This window comes from Cytobacillus kochii, assembly GCF_044790165.1.
Classification (GTDB): Bacteria; Bacillota; Bacilli; order Bacillales; family Cytobacillaceae; genus Cytobacillus; species Cytobacillus kochii.
The window spans coordinates 1,334,651-1,358,660 of the sequence record NZ_CP085254.1 but is presented as its reverse complement, the minus strand read 5'-3'; the positions used below and the strand labels follow the sequence as shown (position 1 = coordinate 1,358,660).

Here is a 24,010-nt window from a genome sequence, read left to right as displayed (position 1 = left end):
CTTTTTTATCATTTCACTTAAACCAATTCGCCCCTTCATCCATATGAAGAAAAGGAATATCCGTGTCCACTTCACCCGTCATTCTCTCGATTGATAACTCTTTTCCTAATAGCCAAGAAGCAAAGTCAATCTCATAAGGTTGTTGATTTCCTCCCAATGCCATCCATACTTTTAGGCTACGCGGAAAATAAACAGATGTATGAATGGTCCCCGCCCAGCTTCCATACAAATCAGAAAATACACCTTGACCTATACCATTCATCAATTGAAAAGCTTGCTCTGGACTGCTCATTGCTGCGCGATTTTCTTCCATAACTGCTAAACGACGCTTTGAATCTGCTAATTGATGACGGTTTTCTGATAAGAGTTTCTCAAAGTGGTTTGTACAAGATAGTGTTTCACGCACTGTCACTTCTCTTGGGGTGGTTTCCACTGCCGCACTTCTTCCCTTTTTATCATGAACAACATAAGTAAAGGAATGACGATGAGGAATTTCTTTTAACATCGCAACTGCTTCTTCAACATCTTGACATGACTCTAAAATAAGTCTGCCAATCATACAACAAATAAAACCATCACCTGGTCTTCTTCTATTCATAAAGTTATAGCCCATTGCTAAACCACACTCATTCATACCATCCATTCGCCCTGTTACTCGTTGCGATGGACCAATCATACTATAGCCCATTCCATCAGTCGGTTGGAATAGTGTATATCGCCCTTCATATGTTTTGGGATGATAATCATAATTGCGGATTAAATAATCCTCACCTATATATATAGAACAGCCTGATTTATGATGATTCACGCGATAGCCACCGTATTCTTGTAATACTCGCTCTATTGGCCATTCTAATGCCTCTTGTAAACCCATTAGTTCATCCCAAACACCTGGAGCAAAGTGTGTAATCATCGACTTTGCTTCTTTTACATTGATCGTAAAGCGTGGCTTTCTTACCTTCCACTGGTCTTCTCTATTTTTTACGGACAATGAGTCCTTTAATAACTCCCCTTGCAAGAAACCATAATCATAATGATTACCTCTAAATTGAATAATATCACTATAGATTTTCTTCATATGTATCCTCCTCACAGTTGCTCTCAACATAAGCATACTGGAAGTCCTTCGGAAAATAAAGACAACCCGCCAGTGCAAATTAAAAAGCAGGAAACCATTAACTTTACAACTAATATTCAACTTGTTGTGTTTATAACATTAATGTGAACTCCTTCCATTTCATTCCTTTGCCAATACAAAAAACGAACAAAGCTATTGAAATAGCATTTGCCCGTTTTAATGCGAGAACATGTTTATATCGTTCTCTTAATATTTCTCCCAGACTGCCTCTCATAATTACGTATAATCATGCTATTTCCCTTCGTCATGGCGAATCTTTCATAGTATGGAACTAAATCATCATCACAAGATAAGTCAATCATATAAATATCGCTCAGTTCCTGTAGCATCATCTTTACAAGTGTTTCTCCAATTCCTTGCTGTTGATAGTCTGGCCGTACTTCTAGTAGCGGAATGTATGCCGAGATCACACCATCACTGATAGCTGTAATAAAGCCTACGACTCTTTTGTTTGTTTCATCAATGGCCACAAACGCTTTATAGCTGTTGTGCATTAGGTATAGATGCGTTTCCGGTTGCGGATAATTCCCCCATCCTACAAAAAACCCTGATAGCATGTCTATCGTTATATTTTGTAGATTACTCGTATATATCATTCTTTACCCTTTTCTCGTTAGATTAGGCTGAAAAGAAGATATATATTGATTCATACAATAACAAACAACTTGCCCCCCATTTTATGTGTGTACTATTTATTCCCGGTAAACCATTTGTATAACTGTTGCGATTCAATAGTTAGATAAACATTCGTATCTTTTCTAAAATCGATTACACCAGCCTGAGAAGTATTGACACGATCCGCTGTTAATTTCCAAACTTTTGGACCAGCGTAATATTCATGATCTGTCACAACTTTATACCATGTATTTCCTCCCTCTTGTGATTCTGTTATTGTAAAATTACCGACTTTTTTCTCGAACTCCCCATTCCCTTCTCCCATTTTCACTTCAATGACTTTATTGCCTTGGTCATTCTTATAAAAATTCACTTCTTTATTTGCTGTTGTTCTGATATCCCCTGAAGGTGTTGCCTTAAAAGCAATTGAACCAGTATAAAACGGAGGTCCTTCCTCTTCATCTACTTGCGTAGCGACAACTTTCAATTTTAAGTTTCCTGTTTTCCCTTGGAAGTTAATATCATTGTCACCATGTGGCCACCTTGCGAAAATACGAAATTGCTCGTTATCGACTGTCGGTTTAAATGTTGAAGTATGATCGATTTCCTTCCACTCCCCATTCACTTTTCTTTCTAATGACAAAACAATTGGCGAGTTGCCATTGGCAGGGAATAATTTACCCGATGGAATTAAATCTACTTGATAAGTAACGGGCACCTCCGTATCATTCTTTTGAATTTCAAAAGCATAAACTTTGACAGGATCCATCCCTGGGTAAAAGTTTTCACCTAAGGAGAATTGTCCATCCCCAATTGTCTCACCGCTTTCATTCACTGCGTTCACATTAAATTTTGCTGCTTGAACTGTGTTTCCTGTACTCGTAAAACTTTTAGAAAAATAAGCAACTGTCCCAAAAATAGCTGTAGCAATTAATAATAATGCCAATGAACTTAACGATAATTTTGTTTTCAACTCTTCTCCCCCTCAAATTCATTTATGATTTTTTTGTTCCTTTTAAATAACTTGTCTGAAAAAATAATGACAAGAACAATGAAAAACATCAAACTTAAACCAATTGGACTGATTAAGAATTCAGCTATAGAGCCTACTTTCGGCAACACCCACTCTACTTTACCTGTTAGATGTTCAGACCGTATCTTCGTCTCATCCTCTGTATTATTCGCATCGCCTTTCGTCTTAAAAAAAGAGCCAGACTCATCCTTAGCTACTTCAGTTACTCTGTGAGTGACAAAGTCTGCCCCATTTCGGTATGTAATCACATCATTCTCGTTGATTTGATTGAACGTAGATTGTTTAATCACAACAACATCACCTGGTGAGATACTCGGCTCCATGCTTCCTGTTAATACAATAAGAAGGCTTCTTCCAAATAGAGATGGTGGCTTTTCTTGATTTTGGTCACTAGTGATTAGCGTGTATAAAGAAAGAACACCTAATAAAATGAGAAGGACAAATAAACTATTACCAATGACCGAAATGACCTTTCGAATACTCCCTCCTCCCTTCTCGTTTCAATTGTTCTTCAATTAAGAATAAATATAGTAATATTAGGAAAATATGACAAGAGAGTAAATACCTAAATATTCAGAAATTTAAGTATAAAAAACAAAACCTGTAATAAACCAATACTTTTTACCTAATGATTTATTATTCCTATCTTATCATTCGTTTACGTAACAATTTGCTATAAAAGTAGAAAAAAGCCCCTGTCATCAAATGATGTAGAGGGCTTTTTGGACTATTACTATTTATTCATTTATAATTCTGTTCTAATCATCCATAACTCAGGAAAGAATTGTTGATCGATGACTTTCTTTAGATAACCGACGCCAGATGAGCCACCTGTACCTTTCTTGAAGCCTATTATTCTCTCTACTGTTTTCATATGCCTAAATCTCCATTGTTGAAACGAATCCTCAATATCTATTAGTTTCTCTGCTAATTCATAGAGCTCCCAATACTTCTCGTTATTTAAATACACCGATTTCCATGCTTCTTTTACCGACTCATTATATTCATAAGTATCTTCTACATCTCTACAAAGTATCGTCTCATCAATTGTTAAACCATTACGCTGTAAACAATGGATACTCACATCATAGAGACTTTTTGCTGCATATGATTTCAACAACTCTTCTTTCAAGTCGGCATCTTTTTGATAGATTTTCAGCACATGCGGTGTTTTATACCCTAGCGCGAATTCAATCATACGATATTGATAAGATTGAAAGCCTGAAGCTTGTCCGAGGAAAGGTCGAAACTCGATATACTCAGATGGTGTAAGAGTAGATAGAACGTCCCAAGCTTGTATAATTTGTGATTGTGTTTTCGTTACCCTAGATAAGCATTTTTGTGCTGTCGACAAGTCATCAGCTTCAATGGCCGCAATACTTGATTGAATTTCATGTAAGATAAGTTTCATCCATAATTCAGATACTTGGTGAATAATAATAAACAACATCTCATCATGGTGACCAGACAACCTTTTTTGCGCGCCCAGTACTTGATCTAGTTGTAAGTATTCACCATATGTCATATTCTCATCGAATGCGGTGTGTATCCCATTTTCATTCTCAAACGGGGGCTGCCCCTGTTTTTTTGTCATCATGCACCCCCTCCTTCTAATTTTCTTATTACTGCTCTTACTGGACTGCCATCTCCGCCTTCAATTCTTAGTGGAAGAGCAATCAGTTCATAGTCTCCCTGTGCAATATCATGAACAACGATATTTTCTAGTATATGAATATTATGTTGATGGAGCTTATGGTGAATAGGTAATGCTTTACTATCCAATTCATCCACTGACGGAAAATCAACACCAATCAGTTCCACCCCACATTTTTTTAAATATAACGGGACATCTTCACTGATGACAGGGACCCTTGTTGGAAAATGCTTTGGCTTAGGCTCACTACTCGTTTTGATTAATAGTCGCTTTACATTCTGTAATGGGAATTGATCTAATAGGGCAGTCGTGATTCTTTCTTCACCTGATAAATCAATCAATTTAGCTCTACCAATATACAAATTAATATCTAATTCATTTGTCTTTTTACCATCTTCTATAAAATGAAACGGTGCATCTACATGGGTACCGATATGTATACTTGTAGACAGTTGACCAATATTAACCGAACCAGTCTCTTCTCTCGTTGCAGATAAGTTAAAAGAAAAAGCCTCATCTCCTGGCCAATGTGCCATCCCATTGTGCAGTGGCTGAGAAATATCTATCCAATGTCCCATCAGGCAATCACTCCTCGTATATTTTCGAACTTTTTATATGTTTCCTCTTCCATGATTTTCTTCAATATGTTTATTGCACGCCAAACATCTTCAAAGGAATTATATAAGGACACAGGGGCTAAACGGATCCCATCTGGCATGCGAAAATCAGGAATAACACCTTCCTCCTTTAAAGCTTTGCAAATTCTCGCAGCCTCTTTATGCCCAAGTAAAATATGTGCTCCTCTACTCTCATCTGTTCGGTTGTATAGTTGAAAGGCAAAAGGTTTTAATTCATTGTGAATTAAGTCCATCATATAATCTGTTAATTGCAATGACTTTTGCCTAACAGTATTAATCCCTACTTCATCAAACATAGAAAGCGCTCCCAATAATGGTGCCATACTTAAAATTTGTGGCGTGCCCATTTGATATGCACTTGCGTCATCTGCTACAGTCATCTCATGTTCCATATCAAATTGCTTCTGTTTATGAGAACCAAACCATCCAGCCAAGCCAGGAGCTGTTCCATGATGACATTCATTGATATATAAACCACCTACAGCACCAGGTCCACCATTTAGATGTTTATAGTTGCACCAAAAGGCAAAGTCAACATTCCATTCTGTTAATGAATGGGGAATGGCACCAATTGAATGACATAAATCAAATCCAATTAGTATGTCTCTTTTATGAGCTTCTTCGACTAACCTTTTCATTTGTAGAATCTGTCCACTTCGATACAATACACTTGGTAAAATAATCAGTGCAATTTCTTCATTCATCGCTGCAATAATATCTTCTTCGCGAATAAACTGACCATCTCTACTCTTAATACTAATGAATTGTTCTTCTGAATAGCCTCTCATACGAAGATGACTTTTGATCGCATAAATATCAGACGGAAAGTTTAGCTCATCTGCGATAATTTTATTTTTACCTTCTTTTGGTTGGAAAAAGGTAGCTAATATTTGATGCAAATTAACTGTCGTAGAATTTGATGCGATAACTTCTGCTTTCTTAGCACCTACGAGCTTGGCCAAGCTTTCCCCAATTGTTTCGGCCATATAATACCACGGAGCCCCTCCCTCGGTCCAACCATCAATTGCGTATTCCTTCCAGGATTGAATTACTTCATGTAGTGATTTTTCAGCTCTTTTAGATAATAACCCTAAAGAGTTGCCATCTAGATATATTAAATCGTCTCTCAGGTAAAATTCCTTACGATATTTTGCCAGTTGATCTTGTTGGTCCTTTTCTTTTGCAAACGCAAGTGAGTATATGTTCAAGTAAACACAACCTTTCTGAAAATTATCTATATCGCGAAAATTATAGCTGACTTCTATCATCATTGCAATGAATAACCGTTTAAATCATTTATGTCAAAAAACGCACAATCTAATTTTGCTTACAAATTGTTAACCTATTTTGATATAATAAGTAGTAATACACTATTAGGGGGAACTATAGATAATGAAGAAAATTTTTGCAGCTATACTTACTGCAGCACTTGTCTTTTCACCAGTAGGAACAACAATCTTCCAAGACCAGGTTTCAACTGTTGAGGCGAAATCTTATAAATCAGGTAAAAAAGGTGTAAACTTTAATAAAAGCACGACAAACAATAACAACCAATCGAACGTTCAAAATAATCAACAACAAAAAAACAACACAGCTACAAATCAACAACAAAAGAATAATGGTGGTTTCTTTTCTGGCGGATTAATGAAAGGACTTATGTTAGGTGGACTAGCAGGATTATTATTTGGCGGCCTGTTTGGAAATATGGGTATGTTAGGTAGTATTCTTGGTTTACTTGTCAATGTTTTAGCTATCGTCTTTGTCATTATGATTATTCGTAAAATCTTTACGATGATTAAAGATAAAAAGAAAAAACAGGAACCAAATCCATGGAACAATTAATTATTCCTGAACAAGATATTGTCAATGCATTATGTGTGTACATTTCTCGTAAAAAACAAGTGAAGCTAGAAGAAGTCGAAATTGAGCTCATGTATGATGACGATTATGGTTTCTCTGCCGAATCTCATGTTGGCGGCCGTAAGCAAGTCTTGATTACAGCGAATATGATCGAAGCATTAAGATTATGGTTAGATGAATTTCTTAATCGCGATCCATATGCAGGTATAAACCTCGTACTTGACGATGAACAAGGAATTATCGCTGTTGTACAATAAACTAGTATATTCTCTTATTTTAAAAAAGAGCATCCGTAGTGGATGCTCTTTTATTATTGGTATATAGTTAAATCGCTTTTGTTTCTTTAGTGATTACCTCTTTTTCTTTTGCTGGTTTTTTGGACCAGTACGTAGCTAAGATAGGACCAGATATATTATGCCAAACAGCACCTAAAGCACTTGGAATAGCGGCAACTGGACCAAAGTGAGCAGTTGCTAGTGAAACACCTAGCCCTGAGTTTTGCATGCCCACCTCAATAGCAATCGCTCTTCTCGTACCTTCATCCATTTTGAAAAGCACGCCAGCCATATATCCTAATAGTAAACCTGCTGCATTATGGAGCATCACCGCAATAAAGACAGAAAGCCCAGAAGAAGCAATTTTCTCAGCATTCCCTCCTACAACAGCAGTTACGATAATAATGATTGCTGTAACAGAAATAAGTGGAACAACGTTAATACTTTTTTCTACGATAACCGGGAATATTCTCTTCACTACTAAACCAAGTATAATAGGAACGATAATTACTTGAACAATTGATACAAACATACTCCACGCATCAACGGGCATCCATTGACCTGCTAGAGCTAAAAGTATGAGCGGTGTAGCTATTGGTGCAATCAAAGTGGATAACGATGTCATAGTTATCGATAATGGTACATTTCCTTTTGCTAAATACACCATTACATTAGAAGCTGTACCACCTGGGACTGATCCTAATAGTACTAAGCCTGCTGCTAATTCTGCCGGTAATTGCATAAGGTAGGCAATAGCGAAAGCCATCAAAGGCATGATTGTAAACTGCGCCACAAAACCCAGTAAAACAGGGAGTGGGTGAGAAAATACTAATTTAAAGTCCACCGGTTTTAAAGTTAAACCCATACCGAACATGACTACGCCAAGTAACAAGGTAATGTATCCACCGAAGACTACGAATAACGGTGGATATAGATAAGCCACAACTGCTGCAATAATAACAAGAAAAGCGAAATATTTTCCTGCGAGATTACTAACCGCCTCCAGAATCTTCAATTAACTCTCCTCCTCCAAATTAAAAGGAATAACCTTATTTGGGTTTAAGATGTGATTTGGATCTAAAACATTCTTAATGTTCCTCATCACTTCTAATGCTTTCCCATGCTCTTGTTCTTGATATTTCATTTTTCCTACCCCAACACCATGTTCGCCAGTACAAGTGCCACCCTTTTCTAAGGCATACAAGACAAGTTGTTCATTGAAATGTTTGGCTTTGTTTACTTCTTCTTCATTATTCAAATCAATCATCACAAGCGAATGGAAGTTTCCGTCTCCTACATGTCCTGTCAGGCCACCAATTAAATTAATCTCATCTAGGCATTTTCTAGCATATGTAACAGCACCCGCTAATTCTGAGATCGGTACACATACGTCTGTTACCATCATTTTCTTACCTGGATAGCCATGCACATAAGCGTAGGCTAAATTATGTCTTGCATCCCATAAAAGATTACGAGCAGCCGTATCTGTTTCAAATGTTATATCTTGACAATGGAAATCAGCTACAATTTCTCTCATGAATTCAACATCTTGTTGAAGCCCAGCTTCATTACCATGAAATTCTAAAAATAGCGTTGGTTTAATCTCGTAATTAGTCTCACTAAAAATATTCACTTGATTAATTGAAGCTTCATCTACCAGTTCAACTCTGCCAATCGGAATGCCAGCTTGTAGGATGCCAACTACAGCACCAACTGCATCATCAATTGTAGGAAAGGTTGCTCTACCAGCCATTTGGAATTCTGGAATACCGTACACTTTTAACGTCAACTCAGTAAAGCAGCCTAAAGTCCCTTCTGACCCGACAAATAATCCATTTAAATGATAGCCAGAAGAAGATTTGGCGGCTAAACTACCGGTATGTATGATCTCCCCATTAGCTAAAACCACTTCTAAATCTAGTACTTGATCTCTCATTACACCATACTTAACAGAAGTGGTACCACTTGCATTGGTTGCTGCCATTCCGCCTAATGTAGCATCAGCACCTGGGTCAACAGGAAAAAACAAACCGTATTTTTTCAACTCTTTATTTAGTTGCGAACGAGTCACACCAGGTTGAACCTTTACTAAAAAGTCTTCTTCCTTTACTTCTAAAATTCTATTCATTTCAGTAAAATTCATCGTTATTCCCTTTTTGTAAGGAATGACATGTCCCTCTAAACTCGACCCAACCCCGAAAGGAATAATCGGCGTTTGGAATTCTCCCGCCTTTTGTATAATTTGACTTACTTCACTAGCATTTTTGGGATAAACAACAATATCAGGATGACTACCTTTATGATAGGATTCATCTTTACTATGTAAGTTAAGAATGGTTTCATTAATAGATACTTGTTCATCTGTTAAAAAGCTCAATAAAGCGCTTACTAATTCTTGATTATTCGTTTGACTGCCCTCTGTTGTTTTCATTGTTTAGTCTCTCTCCTTACAAATCAAATTGTACAGACCAATTATTGAATTTTGAGAAAATTGGTCTAACATGTTCTCATTGTACAAGAAAATTCAAAAAAATCAATAATTAAAAATTTAAAATTGCTGCATTTTCCCTTTTTTTGTATGATGATATGAAAGGGAGTGGAAATCATGTCGCAAAAGAAAAAAACACATATGATTATTACAGAACAATTAGAAGGATATATTATCAACCAAAAACTTTCATCAGGAGATCGCCTCCCCCCTGAAAGAGTACTTGCAACTCTCTTTTCCTCTAGCAGAACATCAATTAGAGAAGCATTGAAAATTTTAGAAATGAAAGGTCTCTTAGAGATTAAGCAAGGGAGTGGAACATACATTAAATCAGTTGATTGTTTAACTTCTGAAGCACCTATCCTTTCTGCTAATCCGAAGACAAATATATATGAAATGTTAGATTTACGAAAAGTTTTAGAAGTGGAGTGTGCTGGATTGGCATCAACTAGAGCGACATCAACAGATATAGCCAATATCCGCCATTCGCTTTTAGCGATGGAAACGGCATCCACGTCCGAAGACGGCATCCACGCGGATTTTCAATTTCACTTACATATCGTTTATGCGTCACACCATTCTATATTTATTAAACTTATGACTAACCTTACTGAACATATGAAAAATACTATAAAAGTAACGAGGTCAAACCGGTTTGCCGAAGACAATAAACGGGAAAAATCTACTATGGAAGAGCACCGTGATATTTATCTAGCAATTGCATCAGGAAATGGTAATGAAGCGCGGCAATTAATGAACAACCATATTAATAGGGTAAGAAAAGAATTAAGCGAATCAATGCTTTTCAATGAACAAGCGGAATCCTACCTATAAATAGTAAAGTCGGCTAAAATAAAACTACTTGATGTTTGGAGGAATAATAATGAAAACGATTTATGACTTTGAAGTAAAAAAAACAAATGGTCATACTCAACAGTTAAAAGATTTTGAAGGAAAAGTAATCCTAATCGTTAATACGGCAAGTAAGTGCGGTCTTACTCCTCAGTTTGAAGGATTGCAAGAGCTATATGAAAAGTATAAAGAAAAAGGCTTTGTCATCCTTGGATTTCCATGTGCTCAATTTAACAACCAGGAATTCGCAAATATCGATGAAACAACAGAGTTTTGTCAAGTGAATTATGGTGTCTCCTTTCCAATGTTTGCAAAAATAGATGTAAACGGTGATAACACAGATCCACTGTTTGCTTATTTAAAAGAAGAGAAGAAAGGTGTACTTTCAAAGAATATTAAATGGAATTTCACCAAGTTTCTTATTGACCGGAATGGGGAGGTATACGACAGATACGCACCAACAACCGAACCTGAAAAAATAACAAGTGACATTGAAAAATTGCTCTAAAATTAACATAAGCAAACCCCTATTAAATATAGGGGTTCCTTATGTTCTATTTTCTATAATCAAAAAAAGGCTCCTATTCGGAACCTTTTATTATATCAGTTTATTTTTTCTTTTTAGATAATCTACCGAGTAAGAATGCACCCGCAGCAACACCAAGAATGGTATTTGTCTTTTTATTAAATACTTGTTTTGCAACGAGGTTGATGTTTTGTGGTCTTTCTGCGAGACGTCGCATGTAATAGCCATACCAGTCATCACCAAACGGAATATATGTGGTAAAATTATAGCCTTCTTTCGCAAGCTCTAATTGCATTTCTTTTCTGAATCCATATAACATCTGGAATTCAAATTGATCATTTGCAATATCGTGTTCCTTTACAAATTTCTTCACATGATTAATTACATGATGATCATGTGTTGCAATAGACGTGAATTTACCATGTAATAAATGATATTCTATTAGTTTAATATAGTTGCTATCGATTTCTTCTTTCGCAGTATAAGCAACTTCAGTTGGTTCTTTATATGCACCTTTTACAATACGTAAACGATAATTTTTATATTTTTCTATATCTTCTATTGCTCTATAAAAATAGGCCTGGATAACAGTCCCTATATTATCATAACTTTTTGATAATTCATCTAATAAATCAAATGAAGGTTGTAAACGGCCATGATCCTCCATATCAAAATTGATAAAGATGCCATATTCATGAGCCTTACTTACTATTTCTTTTAAGTTCTCCAAACAAAAGGAGTAATCAATGTCTAAGCCTAATTGAGATGGTTTTAACGAAATATGGGCATCGACTTCATGCTCATGAATCGCTTCAACAACTGCTAAGATTTGTTCTTTTGCTGCAGTCGCATCCTCTTTTTGATTAACAAATTCCCCTAGATTATCGACTGTACATGCGATACCATGGGCATTTAATTCCTTAATCCTAACAATCGCTTCTTCAATATTTGTACCCGCAACGACACTTTGAGCACCCAGTTTTAAACCATATTTTTTTGCTGCACTATTTAAAAATTGATTTTGAGATAAGCCTATAAATAGATCTTTCAGCATAGCGATTACTCCTTGTCTATTAATTTTTACATGGTCATTATATCATAAATTAGCAATAAAAATTATTTTGCGAATAATTATTTTTTTCCTACATTTAAGAAGAAACAATGATTTCTTTCTTTAAAATAAATGTACCACTAAAAGAACGGAAACAAACCAAAAAATTATATTTAAAAAATAAATAAGGGCGGATAAGAATAAAAAAATGGCCATTTCTAATAATTGTATATATGTATGATAATTGCGTGGGAGGAAATCTAGAGAAGCGCATTGACGAAAATAATAACAAACAACCGAATGAAGAAAACTAATCCATTTCATAAAAAAAACGAACAAACACTAATCCCTAGTATTTGTTCGGATTCTCATTTTGCATAATCCCTTGTTCCTCAGTAATCTTATAAATCAGAGATAATAATATATGTTGCATTTATGGGTCCATGTACACCGACGACTAAGTTCATTTCAATATCAGCAGAATTACTTGGTCCAGTTATAAAGTTAATACAACTAGGAATGACTCCTGTTTCTTTTATTTTTTCCTGGATATAGGCCGCTGCTTGTGTCATTCTCGGTACAATAGAACTTCTAGGTACAAGTATAATTGATTTTTCCGGTAAGAAGCTGACTGTCCTGCCTTTGTGTTTATCACTAAATAATACGACAGTTCCCGATTCTGCAAGGGTAATCTCACTAATCGTTAATCCGATGTTTGCTTTTTCAGCTATTGCGATATTTTCTACTTCAACTTCATGATTCCATTCATAGTACGCTACCCCTTGCTTATGCAATTCTTCAAGCTTGGCTGTAACTCCCCATGCTTTTAATCTACTATCACGCCAAGTTACGATGGATTCACCGCCGTAATCTGACACTCGGTCCTCTAATGTTTGCGGTAAGTTTGATAGATTTGTTTCAATCAAGTCCGTGTGAATTAATTTGCATTGGTTCTTTAGGACCGAAATTAATTCGGACTGCGATGCCCCCTTTAACACCCGCTTTTGCGGGGCATATTTCCACTCGGGTTTTTCTATCTTCTTCCTTACTTCTTCTTTTCCTAATCGTGCTGCAATTTTCTTAAGAAATATTTCTCTATTTTCAATCGCCATGATTCTTTTCCTCCTTGCCCCTTTGTTTAAACCAGTCACGGAATCTTTCCTTTTGCGGAGCAGGAAAATCACGGATTTCCGTCCACGCCTTTAATGGTCCGACACCTTTTGTGAGCTTTGTCCCATCAGAAAATGGCCCAACAGCCTTTGAGGCAAATTTCCCACCCATTTTATATAAAGCAGGAGAAGCTGCTCCGAGACCAAAAGCTTTCATCGCTAACTTTTCAGATATGGGGGCTTTTCCTTCTTTTTCAACAATGACTTGCCTATGTTTATGAAGAAGGTCATGCAATGGTATTTTCACCGGACAAACCTCAGTACACGCCCCGCATAATGTGGAAGCATAAGGAAGCTCTTTATATTCTTCATAACCACCGAGTAATGGAGACAGTACTGCACCAACTGGACCTGAGTAGATAGAACCGTATGAATGTCCGCCTACATGACGGTAAACGGGACAGACATTTACACAAGCGGCACAGCGTATACATTGTAGGATCGATTGGAATTCTCCACCTAATATATTTGAACGACCATTATCAACAATAACTAAATGAAACTCTTCTGGGCCATCCACTGCTCCCTCTTCTTTTGGGCCACTTAAAACGGTAACATAGCTGGGTAATTTCTGTCCGACTGCACTACGAGAAAGCATTCCTACTAATACTTCTAATTCTGTAAACGAGGGCACAAGTCTCTCCATTCCCATTACAGTGATTTGTGTATCGGGCAAAGAAGTTGATAAATCGGCATTTCCTTCATTCGTTACGAGACAAATTGAACCTGTTTCAGCGACGGCAAAATTACACCCAGTTATACCTATATCTGCTGTTAAATATTCATTTCTTAGCATTTTCCTAGCATGTTGTGTTAATTCTTCCGGTCTATCTGTTCCCTGGTAACCTAGTTTCCTTGTAAACACATCTCTTACTTGCTCTTTATTTTTGTGTAGTGCTGGAGCAACAATATGTGATGGAAGGTCATGATCATCAATTTGCAAAATATATTCACCTAAATCTGTTTCAATGACCTCACACCCAACCGATTCTAAATGATGGTTGAGATCAATTTCTTCTGTCACCATTGACTTCGACTTTACTACTTTCTTGGCATTTTTCTTCTTAATTACACCTTTAATGTAATCATTAGCCTCTTCTGGTGTTTGCGCGAAAAAAACATGTCCGCCTAACTTTTCTACATTTTCACTTAGTTGAAACAGATAATAATCTAGATTTTCTAATACATGTTGTCTAATTTCTTCCCCATGTGCTCGCCATTCTTCCCAATCACCCAATTCATTTGCTGCATCCTGTCTACGCACTTCTAAGCGATCTTGCGCCCCTGAAACCGCCCCTCTCATAAAGCGATTTTCTAAACCAGACGCTACTCGATCAGTAAATTGCTCATTTCCAATCCTCATTGGCACATCAATCACCTATCTTTCTGTTCTACTATTTAATACTTCAGCAATATGCATCACTTTCACTGGTTCACCCACTCTATCCATTCGACCACCAATATTCATTAAACAGCCACCGTCAGCGCCAATTAAAAGCTCTGCTCCTGTTTCATTAATATGGGCAACTTTTTCATCTACCATTTGTTCTGAGATGGCCCCCATCTTTACAGAAAATGTTCCACCAAATCCACAGCATTGACTTTTGTTTGGCAATTCAGTAAACTCTAATCCCTTTACATGTGATAATAATTTCATCGGCGCTTCTTTTACACCTAACAATCGTGTCATATGACAGGAAGTGTGATAAGTAGCTTTCGCCTGATAGCTTGCGCCTACATCCTCAACTTTTAACACATCAACGATAAACTCTGTTAATTCATACGTTTTTTTAGCTAATTTTTTTGCTTGCGGCCCCCAATGTGGATCGTCTTTAAATATATGCTCATATTCATGAAACATATAGGCACATGAACCAGATGGACAAACTACATATTCAGAATGACTAAAGGTTTCTATCATCCTTTTCATTGCATCCCTTGATTCTTTTACGTAACCACTATTGTAAGATGGTTGACCACAACATACTTGATTTTCAGGGAAATCCACCTCACAGCCAAGCCTTTCTAATAATTCTACAGTTGCTACCCCCGCTTTACTGTTAAACATATCGACTAGACAGGTAGCAAAAAGTGAAACCTTCATCTTAAAAACCCCCTTATCGCGCTTAGAAATAATCAGATAACTACTATCTATCGTACCATTGTTTGTATATTTATTAAATTCTAAATATTAATACGTTCTATTCATAAGACGAATAAAAGATGTATGCTTTAAGGGAAGGAAAAGTTTCCAGACAAGCAGTCATTGTAAAGGTGAAGAGAATTGATGTATATCATTCATTATTTAGGAATGTACAAAATGAAGGGTTCAAAATTGCACTTTTCTCAAATTTTTTTATTTTCCACCAACATTTGCAGCATCTATTTCGTTATCTATATGAAGCTAAGAAGAAAAACTACTTTTCCATGGAATAAAGGTGATTGTATTGCAATCTATTTATTTATCATTGCGCGATGATTTATATAAATTTGCTTCGTCTATTGCTTATGATGAGCATGAAGCACAGGATTTGATCCAACAAGCTTTAGAAAAGGCCATGCATTTAGATGATTTGTCTTCTTGGCCAAAATATAAGCAAAAAGCTTGGTTTTACCGTGTCATGAAAAATCAATTGATTGATCAGCGGAGAAAATTCAAACGAGAAATGAATATTGATCAAAATGAAGAAGTGATTTTACCTACCTTTATGAAAACCTCAATTGAAATGGTAGAGTTACTTAGTCAATTATCAGCTATTGAAAGTGATATCATTTTCAAAAAATACTGGATTGGTTTAAAAAGTGATGAAATTGCTATAAAGCTTGGTTTATCAGCTTCAACTGTTAGGTATCATTTAGCAAAAGCAATGAAAAAACTACGAAAGATCTTAGAGGAGGAACAATAATAATGGGAAAAAAATATAGTAATGTCGGGGTTTTAAATCTTATTCAAGCGACTGAAGAAAGCATTCAAGAAATAGAAAAGATTAATAATGTAGGGTTACTCGTCTATTCACAAAAGAATGCATACCTCGTGCCAAAATTAAATATAAAAAATATTGGCCAAACCATTATGGTAGAGAAGAATGTGAAAATGGCTAACGGTGTCTACAAGGTGGATTCTGCTTATTTAAAAATTGTAGATGACAATGAAACGGTGTTTATCAATGGAGCAGTCATTGTGAATGTAGATGTTACACTGGAAGAACTTCAGCAAAAAAACATCACATTTATTGTCAACGGTATCATCTACTCTCCATCTCACTTGAACGGCGCTATTCAATCCAAATTATTAACAACAAATGGTACATTAGTCAGTTATGAAGGGCCAGAACCTAAATTAGAAAATGGAAACCTTCATTTAACAACAGGATATTTAGAAGGGCTAGGTGAAGGCACAAATCTATTAGTAAATGGAGTAATAACAATTGATGAGCATGTTGATTTAACATTATTAAAGGAAAAGATCGCGAGGTTAGATATTAACGGGACGATTCGTTATTATGATTTTCAACAACCTTTAATCTCAGGAAAATTAAGTATTAACGGTAACCAAAACATGATCCCAAAAGGGTATCAAGTACTCTCAACTCAAACCCATTTAAATAAACATAATATTAAGAGATATAAAGAACAATCGATTTATACAACCAAACCAATATTTATTGATTCAACTGTCACTAGAGAAGGATTGAATGAAGCATTCTCTTCTATTCATTCTTTATCTTATATCTTGTGCCCAGAAGGTACAGAAGATATTTTATTTGAAAAATTAGCCAATCTCGAAAATGAAGTTTTTGTATATGTTAAAAACTATATAGCAGTAAAAGAGGAGACATGGTTTTCGACTAACTTTAAACAGTTAGATTCACAAACAACGATAATCATCCAAGATCAACTAACAATAAATGACACGTTAACTCATGCAGATATGGACCATATCTCAGAAATTATTTTAGCAGGGGATATTTTAGTTGTAGATGAAACAACAAAAGTGATATTAAAGAAAAAGATCAGTCAATCTTTTAAAGGTGAAATACATGTTTTACAAGATCATGATGAGCAAAAAGTAACTAATATTGGCGAACTTGTTTTATAAACCATGGATCATTATACTTTTGAAATAGCGAAAATCAAAATAGAAGAATTGCTGAGTACAGTGGAAACTCGCACTCAGCAGTTCCCTTCATCATGGCAACCACAAGAAGTTGCGCGTTCCATTTGGGAAATCAAAGGATACAGTAGGTTATTTATCTCTTATTGCCTATCAATGATTGGTCAATGGTTTGACATGGTAGCGATTATGGTCCTATTCGGATATGTATGGCAAACGAGTTCTTTTCTACTTGCTTTCATACCCATTGCTTATGCTTTACCACAAGTTTTATTTTCGCAATTTTCCGGCATCTTTGTACAAAAGCGCAATAAAATTATCCTTATGGGATGTGCTGATTTAGTAACGGTTTTCTTTACAATTTTGCTATTCTTTGCAAACACTCCATGGTTAGCACTCATTTTATTGGCACTCCGATCTTTTGTTGGTACTGTTCACTTTCCCGCTCAACAAGGTTTAGTTCATGAGCTCATTCCAGCTCATCTAAAACTAAAGGCTGTTTCCTGGAATGGAGGTGTGAATCAAGCAGCAAAAATCATTGCACCATTAATAGGTGGCGCATTACTCACCTTATTACCTGCAAAACATTTACTACTATTTAACGCATTCGCTTTTATGATTTCTGCTTGTTTATTATTTTCTTTAAGAAAAATCATACAAACAAAAGCAAAGTTTTCACAATCATCGCGTGAAAATGTTGACAATACTTTTTTAAATCAATGGAAAGCCAGTTGGAAAAGTTTATATCGTGCTCCAACTTTAATGATTGTCTTGTCACTAAATATAGTAGGAATGTTCATTATCCAATTAGTTGACGCACAATTCCCTGCGCTATTTCAACTAGTTGCACCAACAAAACCTGCATATATGACACTATTGATTGCAAGCATTGGGTGCGGTTCAGTCTTAACAATCTATATCATTAGTAAAAAAGAAAGGTTTGTGCGCTTAGAGAGATGGCTTAGTTTTGCCCTTCTTAGTCTTGGCTTAGGGTTTACTGGCCTTAGCTTTTTAGAAAAAGGCTTTTCCCTTAGCTATATTTTCCTTCTTGGTGTCCTGTGCGGGATAGGAACTGGCATATCTATTATTATTACTAACTATTGTATACAAACAATTCCACAGGAAGACGAAGTGAGTTCCATTGCAGGTATTTATCAATCATTAACAAGTTCAACGATTTTCATCTCCCCTCTTGGGGGAGCCTATCTTATTCACCTTTTCGGGATTCAAAATATATTCTTAGTAAGTGGCTTATCTCTAATTATATTAACTTTTTTACCTTTTCTCATGAATAAAAAGACAGCTATTTACACATTTGTTAAAAGTAATAAAAGCTAGGTACAACCATGTGTACCTAGCTTTTACTTAAATAAATTTTGTTTGATTTTTACACAAATGGGTAAATAAGTAGGGACAGAAATAAATAGGAGTGTTGATCATGTTAACAACAGCGGAACAATTTCTTTTTCTTCGTGATTTATACTATTTAAAAAAACTCCTACAAAAAACACCCAAACATCAAAGAAAAACAAAGGACCAAATAGCTGAGCAGATTCTATTAATAGAAAGTGTTGTACAGTTTAAGATAAAAAGCTAGACTGGATTGAACAACACTTCTGTCCTCATTTTAATAAAGGATTTAGCATACCTTTTCATTTACCCATGTAATATTCTTTCTAATCGTCACATATCTTGTGCAATTGAGGTTAAATTCTCTGCTGTAAACGCGACCTCTTCAAACCCTTTTCCTAAAAGATGGACTACGTTAACAATTCCATCGATTTCTTCCATAATCTTATGATTCTGATGCATCGTATCTTTCATTGTACCAACAATATATTCAAAATGTTCTTCTGTCGCTTTCATATGAGATTGACCGTTTTGGACTGTATTACTTACTTCTTGAAGTGATTCACTTAATTTATCAATTTGTCCATTTGTATTAGCGATTAACTGTGAGACATTTTCTACAGACGATCTTGTTTGATCCGAAAGTTTTCTCACTTCCTCTGCCACTACCGAAAACCCACGTCCATGTTCCCCTGCTCTAGCGGCCTCAATAGCAGCATTGAGGGATAATAAATTCGTCTGACTCGATATATCCGTTACAATTGTAGTGATTTCATGCATTTCATCCATCACATACAATAAACTTTTAACATCTTGTTTAATTTCTGCAACAGAGTCGACAATCGTCAACATTAACTCCCCTTGTTCATTGATAAATTGCTTGCCGTTTTCCGCATACTCCTTCGCTTTTAGAGAAAAATCTTGCCCCTTTTCAGCATGCTCGACTACTTCTTCTGCTTGAGCGATTAATTCTTGGAAAGATGCGTTAGTTTCCTCAGAAATGGCTGCAAGGGTTTCTGTTTCTGTTGCTACATTTCCCCTTATTTCTTGTTTCTTTTCTTCTTCTCTTGCTTTTAATGTTTCTATTTCTGTATCATAAGCCTCTAAAACCAGTTGTTGTTCAAAGCTAAAAATTTTCGTTACGGCTGCAATTAGGTGACAGCAATCACGCGAAGTAAGCTCCATCTTTTCTACAAGCTGGATAATCGATAATAATAATCCTTGGAAGGCAGACATATACCATTTCGTTTGTAAGCCTATTTTCACATGCACGTGAGCAATCCGTAACCGTTTCGCCACATACTCTTCATTTATTATACCGGCAAACATTTCTTCAATATGTACCCTCAATGTTCCTTTTAAGCGCTCTACCGTACTATAATCTTCAATAATTTCAATAAGTGATTGCTCTTTGTAAATATTATCATAGAATTGATTAACTAATTGTTCACTGTTCTTTTGAATGATTGGCTGCATCTTGTTTATGAGACATAAATCAGTTTCACTTAACTGAATTAATTCCATTTGTTGTGTGAACTTAGATGCGTCACCAAGGTCCAATACACCCTTTCCTTCTTCAACCTCTTCATTTAACTTTTTACTTGTTCTTTTTTTAAACAAACTCATGAATGCTTCCCCCGAATGATTTAATAGGTAAATTATACTATTAATATCGGTTGTTTTTGAAATAATTCCATATTCTTTCATAAATATAGATACCCATCAAATTCATCTTTCTATTCAAAGGTCCTTTTAAAATGAGAGAACATTTTCGACTGTAAAAAGTTCAAATAATGTAGGAGGTAATTTGAAACAATATAAAAATAATCACGAAGCAGTTCAAAAACATCAACTGTTCGTGATTGATTTGATACACTTAATCGATTTCATGATACATCGTTACTTTATACACCTAAATGGACTTTTAATAATTCATCATTATGCAATAGCTCAGCAGGAAACCCTTGCCAAACGACTTCTCCTTTGTTTAAAATAATCACTTCATCTGCCACACAACAGGCTAAATCAATATTTTGTTCTACGATTAGCATCGATAACCCTGTTTTCTTGACATCTAAAATGATATTTTTGATTTGTTCAATAATAACAGGTGCAAGTCCTTCAGATGGCTCGTCCATTAATAAGAAGTCTGGATTAAGTAAGAGCGCACGGCCAATGGCTAGCATTTGTTGTTGGCCACCTGATAATTCATTGCCCATATTCTCTTCACGTTCTTTTAATATCGGAAATAATTGATAAACTTCTTCAATTGTCCATTGTTTTTCACTAGATATACTTTTTCTTTCAGCTATTAATAAATTTTCTTTCACCGTTAAAGAGGGAAAAACCCGTCTCCCTTGAGGGACAAGACCAACACCAGCTTTAGAAATATGGTTTGGTGTTCTACCAACAAGCTCTTTATCCTTAAACTGGATGGTACCTTCTTTAGGCACAACTAGCCCAGCGATAGAATGAATCGTTGTGGTTTTGCCAGCACCATTTCTACCAAGAAGTGCAACACACTGACCCTTACTCACCTTTAAATTAACACCGTGTAATATATGGCTATGACCATAATAAGAATGTACTTCCTTTAGCTCAATCATGACTCAACGCTCCTCCACCAAAGTAAATTTCTTGGATCATTTGATTTCCTCGAATTTCTTCAGGGCTAGCCGTCATCATCGCTGTCCCATGGTGGAGGACAGTAATTTTATTAGCCAAACTAAACACAACTTCCATATCATGTTCAATAATAACCAAAGTAATATGATCAGGTATTTTTTTGATTAGCTTAACAAATCTACTTGTTTCTGTTGGCGACATACCTGAGGTCGGTTCATCCAAGAGAATAATTTCCGGATTTGTGCTCAAGGACAAGATAATCTCTAATAAACGTTGTTCACCATAGGAAAGTTCTTTGACCAATACATTACGTCGCTCTGTCATTTCCCATTCTTTTAGTAACCTATGACATTCTTCTGCTAAATCATTATAATTCTGCATAGGCTTAATCATATTGAGGCGATATTTCTTTTTCCCCATAATCGCTAAACGCACATTTTCTTCAACTGTTAATTCCTCAAAAAGATTATTCTTCTGAAAAGTTCTCCCCATCCCCTTCTCGGTTCTTTTAAAGGATGGAATATGATCAATACGTTTGCCTGCTAAATAAACTTTTCCTGAAGATAATGGCAATGTACCATAAATACAATTAAATAAAGTTGTTTTACCAGCTCCATTGGGGCCGATAATCACATGACGTTCTCCCTTATTTACTTCAATATTGACACCTTTTAAGATATGCAATGCCTTAAATGATTTATTTAAGTCTTCAATTTTCAATAATGTCATCAGCTTGCTTGCTCCTTTCCTTTAACTTGTTTATCTACAGGAGCATTCCGAGATGATTTAAATAACTTTAAGCCAAATGTCGAAACAAACTGGATGAGATGCAATATCCCTCCTCTTTTTAGAAGAACAATTGCTATGAATATTAATCCTAAGATGAGCGGCCAGCGATCCGTCATCGTACTAATATAATTTTGCAGGAAAACAAATGCCCCAGCACCTAATGCCGGACCAAAAATCGTACCCATACCACCAATAAAAACCATGATCATTACTTCTGCCCCCATATGCACACTGAAGAGTGCTGGAGAAACAAATTGTGTTTTATAAATGTATAAACCTCCAGCTAAACCTGCCATACTACCGGCAATTAAATAAGCAAACATTTTATAAGTCTTCGGGTTATAGCCTAGAGCAATCATTCTGCCTTCATTCTCCATCATCCCTTTTAGCACTTTGCCTGCAGGGGCATTAACAAAAAGTTTCAAGAGAAAATAAGTAAGAACAAAGAAAAATCCCATCATGTAAAAAAGACCGATATTAGAAGTAATCTCCCCAAAACCAAAATTAGCTGTCACACTTGCACTATAACCATCATTTCCACCCCAGAACTTCATTCTTGAAGTAATTAAAAATAAGACTTGAGTAAAAGCTAATGTAATCATTAAGAAGAATACTCCTTTATTACGAATAGCAATATAACCTGTAACAAGTGAGAAACAGAGTGAAATTAGTATAGCTGCACCTAATAGTAAATAGATATTTGCTGTATATTCACTCAATATAGCAACGGTGTAGGCACCTAAACCGAATAGTGCACAATGGCCTAATGATGGCATTCCTCCAAAACCCATAATCAGACCCAAACTCATGGCAAAAATGGCGAAAACAAGAATTTCTGTTGATAAATACACCATAAATGGAGAAATGATGTGAGGCAGAATTAAGACAGTCATAAGCAAAAAAATAGTTGATAATAATGCTTTTTTCATGATTCCACCCTTCCGAATAAACCTGTTGGTTTAACCATTAAAATTGCGATCATTAATATGAAGATAAAGGCCAACGCAAACGTAGGCACATAAATTCTTCCGAAAATATCGACAAACCCAACAATCATTGAAGCAATAAAAGCACCTTTCCAACTGCCTAAACCACCAATGATGACGACAATCATTGAATTAACAAGAATCTCCCATTCCATCATCGGGTACATTCCAAGTATAGGTCCACTTAGCACACCCCCGAAAGCAGCCAAAGCAGCACCAAAGATAAACACCCCTGAAAAAATGATTTTCACATTAAATCCAAGTGCTGATACCATTTCCATATCATCTACACCTGCTCGAACAATCATTCCTACTCTTGTCTTTGCTTCAAAATACCAAAGAACGAAAGCAAACAGAATACCCATAGCAATGACAAACAGACGATAAGCAGGAAATGTCATTCCCACAAAATCTAGTGAATAATCAAAGAGTGCTGGAACTGGAATAGAGAGAAAGTTACCTCCCCAAATCCATAACGCCAAATCACCGAGTACAAAAACGAGACCAACAGTTAGCAACACCTGATCGGTTTCACTTCCATGCACTCTCGATATAAGCAATTTTTCAATAATAAGAGCAAAAATGGAAATTACAATAACTGCTAAAACCATTGATAACCAAAAATTCATTCCGCTCCTAGAAAACGAATAAGCAACATATCCTGCGAGTATAAAAAAAGATCCATGGGCAAGGTTCATAATCTTCATTAAACCAAAGATAATAGAGAGACCTGCAGCCATTAAAAATAACAACATGGCATACGCCAATCCTGAAACGGTGTTAGCAATAAAAAATTCCACTTGTTCGACTCCCTTCAGAATAAATACCTTAGAAGAAATAACTTCCT

General features: G+C 35.9%; 26 protein-coding genes. 8 read left to right on the top strand and 18 right to left on the bottom strand.

Translation table 11 applies throughout. The features are described from left to right. Positions 1 to 13: 13 nt before the first annotated feature. The 7 genes from LG276_RS07270 to kynU all read right to left on the bottom strand — a co-directional run bounded on the left by LG276_RS07270 (position 14) and on the right by kynU (position 6,286). The gene (locus LG276_RS07270) at positions 14 to 1,078 is read right to left on the bottom strand and encodes a C45 family peptidase (protein ID WP_251163076.1); all 1,065 of its coding nucleotides are present in this window, start codon (positions 1,076 to 1,078) and stop codon (positions 14 to 16) included. 233 nt (positions 1,079 to 1,311) lie between these two features. Continuing rightward, a complete protein-coding gene (locus LG276_RS07265) occupies positions 1,312 to 1,734 on the bottom strand; it encodes a GNAT family N-acetyltransferase (RefSeq protein WP_251163077.1) in 423 nt (140 codons plus the stop codon). Between the two features lie 92 nt (positions 1,735 to 1,826). Next, a complete protein-coding gene (locus LG276_RS07260) occupies positions 1,827 to 2,726 on the bottom strand; it encodes a hypothetical protein (protein ID WP_224935633.1) in 900 nt (299 codons plus the stop codon). Next, entirely contained in the window at positions 2,723 to 3,184 is a 462-nt protein-coding gene (locus tag LG276_RS07255; RefSeq protein WP_251163139.1) for a signal peptidase I, read from the bottom strand. The genes LG276_RS07260 and LG276_RS07255 overlap by 4 nt, the downstream gene beginning before the upstream one ends. Before the next feature lie 347 nt (positions 3,185 to 3,531). Then, positions 3,532 to 4,383: a tryptophan 2,3-dioxygenase gene (kynA, locus tag LG276_RS07250; RefSeq protein WP_373370955.1), complete on the bottom strand. Its 852-nt coding sequence runs from the start codon at positions 4,381 to 4,383 to the stop codon at positions 3,532 to 3,534. Further along, positions 4,380 to 5,018: an arylformamidase gene (gene kynB, locus LG276_RS07245; protein ID WP_224935629.1), complete on the bottom strand. Its 639-nt coding sequence runs from the start codon at positions 5,016 to 5,018 to the stop codon at positions 4,380 to 4,382. Before kynB ends, kynA begins: the two co-directional genes overlap by 4 nt. Next, positions 5,018 to 6,286 carry a kynureninase gene (gene kynU / locus LG276_RS07240; RefSeq protein ID WP_251163079.1) on the bottom strand — a complete coding sequence of 423 codons (1,269 nt, stop codon included), beginning with the start codon at positions 6,284 to 6,286 and terminating at the stop codon, positions 5,018 to 5,020. The genes kynB and kynU overlap by 1 nt, the downstream gene beginning before the upstream one ends. Positions 6,287 to 6,470: 184 nt before the next feature. Here kynU and LG276_RS07235 point away from each other — a divergent pair, with 184 nt between their 5' ends. After that, the gene (locus tag LG276_RS07235) at positions 6,471 to 6,920 is read left to right on the top strand and encodes a hypothetical protein (protein WP_095370049.1); all 450 of its coding nucleotides are present in this window, start codon (positions 6,471 to 6,473) and stop codon (positions 6,918 to 6,920) included. Beyond that, positions 6,908 to 7,195, top strand: a complete 288-nt coding sequence (locus tag LG276_RS07230) for a YxcD family protein (protein ID WP_224935623.1) — start codon at positions 6,908 to 6,910, stop codon at positions 7,193 to 7,195. Before LG276_RS07235 ends, LG276_RS07230 begins: the two co-directional genes overlap by 13 nt. A gap of 67 nt (positions 7,196 to 7,262) precedes the next feature. Here LG276_RS07230 and LG276_RS07225 read toward each other — a convergent pair whose 3' ends face one another. Next, positions 7,263 to 8,228, bottom strand: coding sequence for a bile acid:sodium symporter family protein (locus LG276_RS07225; protein WP_224935621.1), 966 nt, complete (start codon positions 8,226 to 8,228; stop codon positions 7,263 to 7,265). Beyond that, the gene (locus tag LG276_RS07220; RefSeq protein ID WP_224935619.1) at positions 8,229 to 9,644 is read right to left on the bottom strand and encodes an FAD-binding oxidoreductase; all 1,416 of its coding nucleotides are present in this window, start codon (positions 9,642 to 9,644) and stop codon (positions 8,229 to 8,231) included. It abuts the gene before it with no gap. Between the two features lie 174 nt (positions 9,645 to 9,818). On the opposite strand from LG276_RS07220, the gene LG276_RS07215 reads away from it, so the two are divergent. Then, a complete protein-coding gene (locus tag LG276_RS07215; RefSeq protein WP_224935617.1) occupies positions 9,819 to 10,535 on the top strand; it encodes a FadR/GntR family transcriptional regulator in 717 nt (238 codons plus the stop codon). A gap of 49 nt (positions 10,536 to 10,584) precedes the next feature. Continuing rightward, positions 10,585 to 11,061 carry a glutathione peroxidase gene (locus tag LG276_RS07210; protein ID WP_224935615.1) on the top strand — a complete coding sequence of 159 codons (477 nt, stop codon included), beginning with the start codon at positions 10,585 to 10,587 and terminating at the stop codon, positions 11,059 to 11,061. A gap of 100 nt (positions 11,062 to 11,161) precedes the next feature. Here LG276_RS07210 and LG276_RS07205 read toward each other — a convergent pair whose 3' ends face one another. The 4 genes from LG276_RS07205 to LG276_RS07190 form a co-directional block, all read right to left on the bottom strand. Beyond that, positions 11,162 to 12,133 (bottom strand): proline dehydrogenase family protein, encoded by a 972-nt coding sequence (locus LG276_RS07205; RefSeq protein WP_224935611.1) that lies wholly within the window; start codon positions 12,131 to 12,133, stop codon positions 11,162 to 11,164. 398 nt (positions 12,134 to 12,531) lie between these two features. Next, positions 12,532 to 13,242 carry a lactate utilization protein C gene (locus LG276_RS07200; protein ID WP_251163080.1) on the bottom strand — a complete coding sequence of 237 codons (711 nt, stop codon included), beginning with the start codon at positions 13,240 to 13,242 and terminating at the stop codon, positions 12,532 to 12,534. Then, positions 13,232 to 14,662 carry a LutB/LldF family L-lactate oxidation iron-sulfur protein gene (locus tag LG276_RS07195; protein WP_285840938.1) on the bottom strand — a complete coding sequence of 477 codons (1,431 nt, stop codon included), beginning with the start codon at positions 14,660 to 14,662 and terminating at the stop codon, positions 13,232 to 13,234. Before LG276_RS07195 ends, LG276_RS07200 begins: the two co-directional genes overlap by 11 nt. 15 nt (positions 14,663 to 14,677) lie before the next feature. Beyond that, positions 14,678 to 15,403 (bottom strand): (Fe-S)-binding protein, encoded by a 726-nt coding sequence (locus LG276_RS07190; protein ID WP_224935606.1) that lies wholly within the window; start codon positions 15,401 to 15,403, stop codon positions 14,678 to 14,680. Between the two features lie 334 nt (positions 15,404 to 15,737). Between LG276_RS07190 and LG276_RS07185 the strand changes: the two genes are divergently transcribed. The 4 genes from LG276_RS07185 to LG276_RS07170 all read left to right on the top strand — a co-directional run bounded on the left by LG276_RS07185 (position 15,738) and on the right by LG276_RS07170 (position 19,010). After that, a complete protein-coding gene (locus tag LG276_RS07185; protein ID WP_224935604.1) occupies positions 15,738 to 16,205 on the top strand; it encodes an RNA polymerase sigma factor in 468 nt (155 codons plus the stop codon). Positions 16,206 to 16,207: 2 nt separating this feature from the next. Then, positions 16,208 to 17,398: a hypothetical protein gene (locus LG276_RS07180; RefSeq protein WP_251163081.1), complete on the top strand. Its 1,191-nt coding sequence runs from the start codon at positions 16,208 to 16,210 to the stop codon at positions 17,396 to 17,398. 3 nt (positions 17,399 to 17,401) lie between these two features. After that, a complete protein-coding gene (locus tag LG276_RS07175; RefSeq protein WP_251163082.1) occupies positions 17,402 to 18,751 on the top strand; it encodes an MFS transporter in 1,350 nt (449 codons plus the stop codon). Between the two features lie 100 nt (positions 18,752 to 18,851). Then, positions 18,852 to 19,010 (top strand): hypothetical protein, encoded by a 159-nt coding sequence (locus LG276_RS07170; protein ID WP_224935597.1) that lies wholly within the window; start codon positions 18,852 to 18,854, stop codon positions 19,008 to 19,010. 86 nt (positions 19,011 to 19,096) lie between these two features. Here LG276_RS07170 and LG276_RS07165 read toward each other — a convergent pair whose 3' ends face one another. From LG276_RS07165 to LG276_RS07145, 5 genes are all read right to left on the bottom strand, one after another. After that, positions 19,097 to 20,389: a globin-coupled sensor protein gene (locus LG276_RS07165; RefSeq protein WP_224935595.1), complete on the bottom strand. Its 1,293-nt coding sequence runs from the start codon at positions 20,387 to 20,389 to the stop codon at positions 19,097 to 19,099. A 278-nt stretch (positions 20,390 to 20,667) separates the two neighbouring features. Beyond that, entirely contained in the window at positions 20,668 to 21,369 is a 702-nt protein-coding gene (locus tag LG276_RS07160) for an ABC transporter ATP-binding protein (protein ID WP_251163083.1), read from the bottom strand. Beyond that, complete coding sequence (locus tag LG276_RS07155) at positions 21,362 to 22,117, bottom strand: ABC transporter ATP-binding protein (RefSeq protein ID WP_251163084.1); 756 nt, start codon at positions 22,115 to 22,117, stop codon at positions 21,362 to 21,364. The genes LG276_RS07160 and LG276_RS07155 overlap by 8 nt, the downstream gene beginning before the upstream one ends. Then, positions 22,117 to 23,106, bottom strand: a complete 990-nt coding sequence (locus LG276_RS07150) for a branched-chain amino acid ABC transporter permease (RefSeq protein WP_251163085.1) — start codon at positions 23,104 to 23,106, stop codon at positions 22,117 to 22,119. Before LG276_RS07150 ends, LG276_RS07155 begins: the two co-directional genes overlap by 1 nt. Continuing rightward, entirely contained in the window at positions 23,103 to 23,963 is an 861-nt protein-coding gene (locus LG276_RS07145; RefSeq protein WP_251163086.1) for a branched-chain amino acid ABC transporter permease, read from the bottom strand. Before LG276_RS07145 ends, LG276_RS07150 begins: the two co-directional genes overlap by 4 nt. Positions 23,964 to 24,010: the final 47 nt, after the last annotated feature.

What these genes read in the sequence shown, in the direction of transcription:
- LG276_RS07270 (WP_251163076.1), bottom strand. Translation starts at nt 1,078, where the DNA reads ATGAAGAAAATCTATAGTGATATTATTCAATTTAGAGGTAATCATTAT.
- LG276_RS07265 (WP_251163077.1), bottom strand. Translation starts at nt 1,734, where the DNA reads ATGATATATACGAGTAATCTACAAAATATAACGATAGACATGCTATCA.
- kynA (WP_373370955.1), bottom strand. Translation starts at nt 4,383, where the DNA reads ATGATGACAAAAAAACAGGGGCAGCCCCCGTTTGAGAATGAAAATGGG.
- kynB (WP_224935629.1), bottom strand. Translation starts at nt 5,018, where the DNA reads ATGGGACATTGGATAGATATTTCTCAGCCACTGCACAATGGGATGGCA.
- LG276_RS07235 (WP_095370049.1), top strand. Translation starts at nt 6,471, where the DNA reads ATGAAGAAAATTTTTGCAGCTATACTTACTGCAGCACTTGTCTTTTCA.
- LG276_RS07230 (WP_224935623.1), top strand. Translation starts at nt 6,908, where the DNA reads ATGGAACAATTAATTATTCCTGAACAAGATATTGTCAATGCATTATGT.
- LG276_RS07220 (WP_224935619.1), bottom strand. Translation starts at nt 9,644, where the DNA reads ATGAAAACAACAGAGGGCAGTCAAACGAATAATCAAGAATTAGTAAGC.
- LG276_RS07215 (WP_224935617.1), top strand. Translation starts at nt 9,819, where the DNA reads ATGTCGCAAAAGAAAAAAACACATATGATTATTACAGAACAATTAGAA.
- LG276_RS07210 (WP_224935615.1), top strand. Translation starts at nt 10,585, where the DNA reads ATGAAAACGATTTATGACTTTGAAGTAAAAAAAACAAATGGTCATACT.
- LG276_RS07205 (WP_224935611.1), bottom strand. Translation starts at nt 12,133, where the DNA reads ATGCTGAAAGATCTATTTATAGGCTTATCTCAAAATCAATTTTTAAAT.
- LG276_RS07200 (WP_251163080.1), bottom strand. Translation starts at nt 13,242, where the DNA reads ATGGCGATTGAAAATAGAGAAATATTTCTTAAGAAAATTGCAGCACGA.
- LG276_RS07195 (WP_285840938.1), bottom strand. Translation starts at nt 14,662, where the DNA reads ATGAGGATTGGAAATGAGCAATTTACTGATCGAGTAGCGTCTGGTTTA.
- LG276_RS07190 (WP_224935606.1), bottom strand. Translation starts at nt 15,403, where the DNA reads ATGAAGGTTTCACTTTTTGCTACCTGTCTAGTCGATATGTTTAACAGT.
- LG276_RS07180 (WP_251163081.1), top strand. Translation starts at nt 16,208, where the DNA reads ATGGGAAAAAAATATAGTAATGTCGGGGTTTTAAATCTTATTCAAGCG.
- LG276_RS07175 (WP_251163082.1), top strand. Translation starts at nt 17,402, where the DNA reads ATGGATCATTATACTTTTGAAATAGCGAAAATCAAAATAGAAGAATTG.
- LG276_RS07170 (WP_224935597.1), top strand. Translation starts at nt 18,852, where the DNA reads ATGTTAACAACAGCGGAACAATTTCTTTTTCTTCGTGATTTATACTAT.
- LG276_RS07165 (WP_224935595.1), bottom strand. Translation starts at nt 20,389, where the DNA reads ATGAGTTTGTTTAAAAAAAGAACAAGTAAAAAGTTAAATGAAGAGGTT.
- LG276_RS07160 (WP_251163083.1), bottom strand. Translation starts at nt 21,369, where the DNA reads ATGATTGAGCTAAAGGAAGTACATTCTTATTATGGTCATAGCCATATA.
- LG276_RS07155 (WP_251163084.1), bottom strand. Translation starts at nt 22,117, where the DNA reads ATGACATTATTGAAAATTGAAGACTTAAATAAATCATTTAAGGCATTG.
- LG276_RS07150 (WP_251163085.1), bottom strand. Translation starts at nt 23,106, where the DNA reads ATGAAAAAAGCATTATTATCAACTATTTTTTTGCTTATGACTGTCTTA.